At 30.6% G+C, this 7,808-nt stretch carries 4 protein-coding genes; all 4 read left to right on the forward strand.

All coding sequences use genetic code 11. The features are described from left to right. Positions 1-255 precede the first annotated feature (255 nt). Positions 256-3,366 (forward strand): DUF5686 family protein, encoded by a 3,111-nt coding sequence (locus tag HNQ03_RS15540; RefSeq protein ID WP_173780615.1) that lies wholly within the window; start codon positions 256-258, stop codon positions 3,364-3,366. Positions 3,367-3,406: 40 nt separating this feature from the next. Then, entirely contained in the window at positions 3,407-4,177 is a 771-nt protein-coding gene (locus tag HNQ03_RS15545; RefSeq protein ID WP_173780616.1) for a COG4705 family protein, read from the forward strand. Positions 4,178-4,364: 187 nt separating this feature from the next. Next, complete coding sequence (locus HNQ03_RS15550) at positions 4,365-6,962, forward strand: phosphatidylglycerol lysyltransferase domain-containing protein (protein ID WP_173780617.1); 2,598 nt, start codon at positions 4,365-4,367, stop codon at positions 6,960-6,962. Next, positions 6,959-7,642, forward strand: a complete 684-nt coding sequence (locus HNQ03_RS15555) for an AcvB/VirJ family lysyl-phosphatidylglycerol hydrolase (RefSeq protein WP_173780618.1) — start codon at positions 6,959-6,961, stop codon at positions 7,640-7,642. Before HNQ03_RS15550 ends, HNQ03_RS15555 begins: the two co-directional genes overlap by 4 nt. Positions 7,643-7,808 lie beyond the last annotated feature (166 nt).

Below are 7,808 nucleotides of genomic sequence, written 5' to 3' on the forward strand. Positions count from 1 at the left end.
TGCATCATTAAATATACGAAAATAGAAGCGAATTATTAAAATTATTTCCCTATTTTTGAATATAATAAACGAAGGTTTTTTCACAGACTGACGTTTGCGGAAATAAATGAAGAAGGAAAATTATTCGTTCGTGGCTTTTGGAAGTTTTCGTGGATTGGGAAAAGTCTTTATTTCAATAGATTATAATATGGTTTAGATTTTTATTTTTTTAAAAGTTGCGCACTTTTTTATTTTAAAACTACTAAAACAATTACTATGGTCACTTTTTTAGAAAATCACATCTTCGGAGTTCAAATTTCGCTTTTCCTTTTCATCCTGATATTTTTCTGGGTCGTGGAGAACATTATAGAAAAAAAATCCCATAAAAAAATCTTACATACACTTGTAAATGCACGATTCCTAATTTTTGTAATCCCAGTGCAAATTGGCTTGTCTATTATATTGTTGAAAGTTTCTGCTTTTACTGAAAACCATTCTGTAGGACTTTTGAAACATTTGCCTATCGAGGAAAATTCTTTCGCATTTTATCTAATTGCAATCGTAGCAATGGATTTTTCAAGTTTTTTGTACCATTTTTTAATGCATAAAATTCCTTTTGGATGGCGATTTCACCAAGTTCATCACAGTGATATGGAAGTGGATATCAGTACTACATTTCGGGAACATCCGGGTGAAACTTTTCTACGCGTATGTTTTTTCATTTTTACTGTTTATTTCTTTGGAATTTCGCCTTGGATGATTATTATTTTTCAATTAATAGAAAGCACCTCAAATATTATTTCTCATTCCAGCATTAAACTTCCAGAAAAAGTAGATCGTTATGTATCGATGGTTTTTGTAACGCCCAATTCGCACAGCATTCATCATCATTTCAGATTACCACAGACGGATACCAATTATGGCGATATACTTTCAATTTGGGATCATTTATTTAAAACTGCTTCTAAAATGTGCCAAAAAGATATTGTGTATGGTATCAATACACACATGAATCCTGAATATAATGCCAATTTTAAATTATTAATTAAAAGACCATTTAGAACTAAACGGAAACAGACTGAGGTTGAAAAATCTGTTATAAATAATACTTTGATATTATTGTTTCTTTTGGGAAGTTTTGGAATGAACGCACAGCAAAAAAATCCAAATGCAATAAAAGATTCTACCGTAATAGAAGCCATAAATATTACAGGTAAAGCAAAAAAACGCTTAAAAAAAGCAGAAAATCCAGCCTTCAAAATTTTAGAAAAAGTCTGGGCAAATAAAGAAGCCAATCAAAACATTAGCAATCCATTTTACGAGTATGATGAATTTAGCAGTACAGAAATTGGTTTGAATGGTATGACGAAAAAATTTGCCAAAGAAGTTTTTAAAGATTCTTTTGATTCTATTTCTACACAAAATATTCTAACAGGAACAGGCGATAACTTTGATATTCCAGTAGAATTGTTGCAAACTTTTAAACATCATTATGTTTCGCCAAAATTAAACCAAGAAAAAACTGATATTTTAGGCAAAAAAGATGTGGGTGTTCCGCAAGATCTAAAATTGTTTGAAAGATTAGAAGTCGCTTTCAAAAACATCAATCCTTATGATGAAAATATTATTTTACTCAATAAAAATTTTGTAAGTCCGATTTCTAAAAGTGGTTTTGCAACTTATGATTATGTTTTGAAAGACAGCATAAAAACGGATGATGAAACTATTTATTCCATTAATTATTTTCCAAGAGAAGGCAGAGAATTGGGATTTAGAGGGAGTTTTGAAATTTCATCTATCAATTATGCTTTGAAATCTATTCAATTAAGAACACCGCATAATATGAATTTTAATTTTGTAAAAGATTTAGATTTTACAAAAACTTACACATTAGATTCGCGAAATAAATATGTTCCTGAAAGCAATAATTACAATGGCGTTTTTACCATTTTCAGTAAAAAAGACGAGAAAGGTTTATTCGTTATTAAAAAAGATTATTTCAGTAATTATACTTTTGATGACCCCAAAACTGTAGTATTTTATACTACGGAAGATAATCCAGAACCTTTGAAATCGACGGATGATATTATCGCAAAAAATGCAGATTCAGATTCAAGAAGAATGCAAAAATTGGTAGAATTTACCAGTAATTCCAAAAAAATCACGAGTTTAACGAATGCACTTTACACCGTTTCCGAAGGTTATTTTAATGCTTTCAAAGGCGTTCAATTGGGAAATATTTACAGCACAGTTGCGACAAATGAAATACAAGATTTCAATTTGCGTTTGGGTTTTAGAACCTATCAATCTTTGAATGACCGATTTCGTCTTTCAGGTTTTGCAACTTATGGTTTCAAAAATAAATCGGTAAGTTTTGGTTTAGAAAGTCGGTATTTAGTTTTGAAAAAATCCCGTTTAATTTTAGATGCTGCATATACCGATGATTTTCAACAGGCAGGTTTAAATACTTTTGTAGGCGATCAAATTTTGCCAGATGCTGCAAATGAATCTAAAGCCATTTTCACAAGAGGTAGAAATTTTTATTTATCTTCTATAGATAAAGCCGCTTTTAAGGTTTCTATAGAACCTTATAAAAATCTGGAAATTGGTGCGATGGCAAGTTATACTGATATTCAAAGTGCTGCACCCAATTTGTTTTCGCTGGCATTTTTTAATCCAGATACACAAATGCAGGAAACTACAACCAATGATTTCAACACCACTTTATTTCTAAATTATTCGCCAAAAAGAGAAACTTTCGGCACTGGTGTAGATCGTAATTATGGCATAAAACTTCATCCTACTTTATCTATCAATTATATCAGAGGTTTTAGCGATTTTGGTGAGTCGCAGTTTAAATATCAAAAACTGAATATTTTATATAATCATCCACTTTTTGTAGGGAAATTAGGTGTTTTGGATCCAACAGTTATTGCCGGCAAAATTTTTAATGCCGTTCCATTATCATTAGCAAATGCTGTTTCTGCAAATCAAACTTATTTTTATGCACCTAATACTTTTGCGCTGTTAAATTATTATCAATTCGTGGCAGATGAATTTTTTCAGTTTAATGTAGATCATCATTTTAACGGTTTTTTAATTAACCATATTCCTTTATTAAACAAAACCAAAATGCGCAGTGTTATTTCTTTTAGAAGTTATATTGGAGATGTTTCTGCGGGAACTGTTGCGCTGAATCGATCGACCATTAAATATAACGTGCCTACAAAACCTTACATAGAATACGGTTTCGGGTTTGAAAATATTGGTTTTGGAAATCTTCGACCTTTAAGAGTAGATTTTATATGGAATAATATTTCACGGCAAAATATGGATAACAATTCCCCAAAATTTGGAATACGGTTCGGATTTAAAACCACTTTTTAAATATCAAAAATAACAGTAAATAACTAAATATATATCCATTATGAAAAATACAACAATCAATAGAGTCGCAAGTTTAGGATTACTATTTTGGCTCATTAAAATTCTCTCAACTACGGTCGGAGAAACTGCCGCAGATTATGTGTCAGTCGATTTAAAATTAGGTTTAGTTTGGACAACCATTTTAATGGGAGCAATAACGATCGGTGCGGTAATTTGGAATTTTAAACAAAAGAAATATTTCCCACCTTCCTATTGGTTTTTAATCGTGATGATGAGTATCGAAGGAACTCTAATTACTGATATTTTGGTGGAACAATTTGGAATTACAATGGTTATTTTAGATGTAATATTCACCATTGCAATGGTAGTTCTTTTTATGGCTTGGAACAAGAAGGAACACACTTTATCCATTCATGATATTAATAATAATACGCGTGAAAAATTCTATTGGATCATCGTTTTAACAACTTTTGCGCTTGGAACTGGAGTAGGAGATACAGTTTCTGAATATCTACATTTCGGATATTTGAATTCCTTAATTCTTTTTGGATCTATTTTTATTCTTGCCGGAGTTTTATACTATTTAAAAGTAATTAATAATGTTTTAGCGTTTTGGATGGCTTTCATTGTAACGCGACCAATTGGTGCTTCATTGGGAGATTTATTTATTCAAGCACCAAAAGATGGAGGTTTAGGCTTGTCGGTTGGTTTGATCAATATTTTGTTTTTTGTTGTGATAATTGGAGCGGTGCTTTATTTAACTTTGAGTTATAAAAAGGAAGTGCTGTCTTCTATTTCTAAATTGACTTGATAATAAAGAATTTGTCAAAAGAATATAAGTGGGTCTATAACTATGTTCAATTGGTTGATACAAAATTTATTATTTCTTGTAATTGAGTACCTTTACTTATAAAAATTAAAAAGATTGTAGATCATTTTTTTTGTAGATTTCTAAATTACCTTGATAATGAAATTTGCATAATTTTTACATTTAATTAATGAAATTATTAACCATAAATCAATTTTCTTTCAAAAAGTTATATTCCAAAATAAGATGGCAAGAAATTCTTGCCGTTCTTATTTTATTTCTTGCATTCGTTTTTTTTAGAAGTGAGCGCAAAGAAATGGCTTCCATTCTACCGCAATTGCATCAAGCAAATTCAATTTGGATTTTCGCTGGAGTAGTATTGTCACTCGTTTATATCTTCTTACAATCTCTAATGTATGTTACCAGTTTCCGAACTGTTGGAGTAAAATTAAGTATCAAAGATGCAATAGAATTATTTTTGAAGAGGAATTTTTTAAGTGTTTTTCTTCCTGCAGGTGGCATTAGTTCTTTGGCATTTACACCCAAAAATTTGCAACGTAGGAATTTTGATAAAAATACCATTCACAAAGCAAGTGCTATTTACGGATTTGTAGGTATAGTTACGGTGTTTCTGGTGGGAATTCCCATAGTTGTTTATGCTGGTTTTGCAGACAAAAATTTTGGTAATTCTTGGCTTTGGCTTTTGGGCGTTGGTATTTTTATTTCTACGGTTTTATATATTGTCAATTCTTTAAGGAATAAAGGAATTGTATATCATCTTTTAGAAAGAAAATTCCCTACAAAAGCAAGCGAAATAGATGGCTTTTTTAGTGGAGAGATAGATAAGAAGCAATTTTACTACACAGTTTTTATTTCAATTTTAATAGAGTTTTGCGGTATTTTCCATTTACTTATCGCTATGTTGGCTTTTGGTGTTGAAGGTTCTTTTTCTGCGGCTGCAGTTGGTTACACAATATCGGTTTTATTGATGCTTGTTTCGCCATTTTTGCGTGGTTTGGGTGCAGTAGAATTTACTTTGGTTTATATTCTGGCAAATTTCGGGTTTACACACAGCCAAGGTTTAGGCATTACACTTTTGTATCGTATTTTTGAATTCTGGTTGCCATTATCCTTTGGTATTATTGCATTTATTTGGAATGGCAGAAAAATAATTGCGAGAATTTTGCCTGCAATTTCCATATTTATTTTAGGTGTAGTGAATGTGATTTCTGTGATCACGCCACCATTAGCCGATAGATTAAAAATTGGTGAATTGTATTTATCTGAAGATACAATGCATTTTTCGAAAATATTAACCTTAATAGCCGGAATTTTGCTGATGATAACTTCCGCCTCTCTTTTGCGGGGCCTAAAACGTGGATGGTATTTTGCAATCGTACTTGCAACCATTTCATTCTTTGGAAATTTGTTGAAAGCATTTGATTATGAAGAGGCATTATTTGCTTTTTTTATTATTAGTTTATTGCTGTACACTAGAAAAGAATACAATTTAAAAACCAACAAAAAATACCTAAAAATAGGTTTCTCTTGGCTTTTAGGTGTTTTAATTACGCTTATTTTCTTCAATTTCTTTAGTTTTTATTTCATTGATAAACAGCATTTTGGGATAGATTTTACTTGGGAACAATCCATTGCTTATACTTTAAAAAGTTTTTTATTTTTTGAAAGTAATGGTTTAACACCAAAAACTGGTTTTGCAAGGGATTTTCAGATCATCAATTATATTTTAGGTGGTATTTCTTGGCTTTTACTTATCTTCTCTTTGTTTAATGTGAGAAAATTGGTATTGGAAGAAGAGGAAACAGATGATTTCGTAAGATCAAAAGATTTAATTGAAAAGTATGGAATTTCTTCTATGGATCATTTTAAAACTTCAAAAGAAAAGCATTTTTACTTTTCAGATGAAGTAGAAGGTTTTGTTTCTTATGCAGTTGCCAATGATTTCGCATTTGTTTTGGAAGAACCAGTATGTGCAGAAGAAAATAGACTTGAAATATTATCAGAATTTGAAGATTTTTGCAAAATAAATAGTTTAAAATCAGTTTATTATAGGATAGATGAACAGAGTCTGTTTCATTTTCAACCTTTTAAAAAACAGAAATTATTCATCGGGCAAGAAGCGATAATGAATGTAAATGACTTTAAATTAGAAGGAAAAGAAAGAAAATCTTTACGAAATGGCTTAAATACATTAGTTAAAAAAGGGTGTACTTCCGAAATATTGTACAGTCCGCATTCTACGAAAATAATTAATGAAATTGAGGCTATTTCTGATGAATGGCTAAAAGAATTCGATAAAGAAGAAATGGTATTTTCCCAAGGAATGTTTGATAGAGATGAAATTGCACGGCAAGATCTAATTGTTATTAAGAATGAAATGGGAAAAATTGAGGCATTTTTAAATGTAATACCTGATTTTGCACCAGAAGAATGCACTTATGATCTCATACGAAAAACCGTAGATGCGCCGAATGGAAGCATGGATGCATTAATTGTGAAATTGGTAGAATATGCCAAAGAGAAAAATAAATTATATATAAATCTTGGTTTAGCACCATTAAGCGGTTTGGATAAACCGGATAATACTGCAGAAGAAATTTTGAAATTTGTTTACAATAGAGTGGGAAGTTTCAAACATTACCAAAGTTTACGAGATTTTAAGGAAAAATATGCCAATACTTGGGAAAATAAATACCTTATTTACGGCAAAGAATTCGATCTGTTACAAATTCCCGCAGCGCTAAATAAAATATCAAAACCTTTATGAAATCATTTTTCAAATTAAGTAAACTTCTATGTCTTTTGAGTTTATTATTTATATTTTCTTGTGAAGATGATGGTCATTTTATAGTATCAAAATGGAATAGTAATAACGAAAGTAAACCCATAATTTTTTACATAAGTGGAGATGGTGGTTTCAATACTTTTTCCCAATCTATGGGAAAAGACCTGCATAATTTGGGATATGATGTATTTGCATTGGACACGAAAGATTATTTTTGGCAAAATAAATCACCACAAGAAGCCTCTGAAGACACCGAGAAATTTCTAAAAAAAATGACAAAACATCGGGATAATAAAAAAGTAATTTTGATAGGTTATTCTTACGGAGCAGAAGTTGCCCCTTTTATTTATAATAGATTTGATGACGATTTTAAAGAAAATATCAGTAAACTCATCATCATTGGACCAACTGCGGTGAATGATTTTAAAATTCATTTAGACGAGTACGTTTTCAAACCGGTGCAATACGGTTACAGCGTTGTGAAAGAAGTAAATAAATTGGGAAGTTTACCTTTTACTTTGGTAGTAAGTGATGATGAAGTGAACGCTTTTCCGAAAAATAAAATCACCTTGAAATCCTATGAATATATGCATTTGGCTGGCTCTCATGATTTTTCTGGGAATACACAAATGGTAGTAGATTCTATTTCCAAATATTTTTAAAAAAAACTATGGCGAACAAAACTTCTCAACATATTTTACCAACGGCAGCCAATTTATTAGGTTTTTGCTTAATAGTAATTAGTCAGCCATTAAAAACTATTTAAACAACTGATTAATAGTTATTTAGAAGTTATAAAGTTTGTTTATATCTGCAAGAAAACGTATC

The sequence above is a fragment of the Frigoriflavimonas asaccharolytica genome (assembly GCF_013294015.1).
Lineage (GTDB): Bacteria > Bacteroidota > Bacteroidia > Flavobacteriales > Weeksellaceae > Frigoriflavimonas > Frigoriflavimonas asaccharolytica.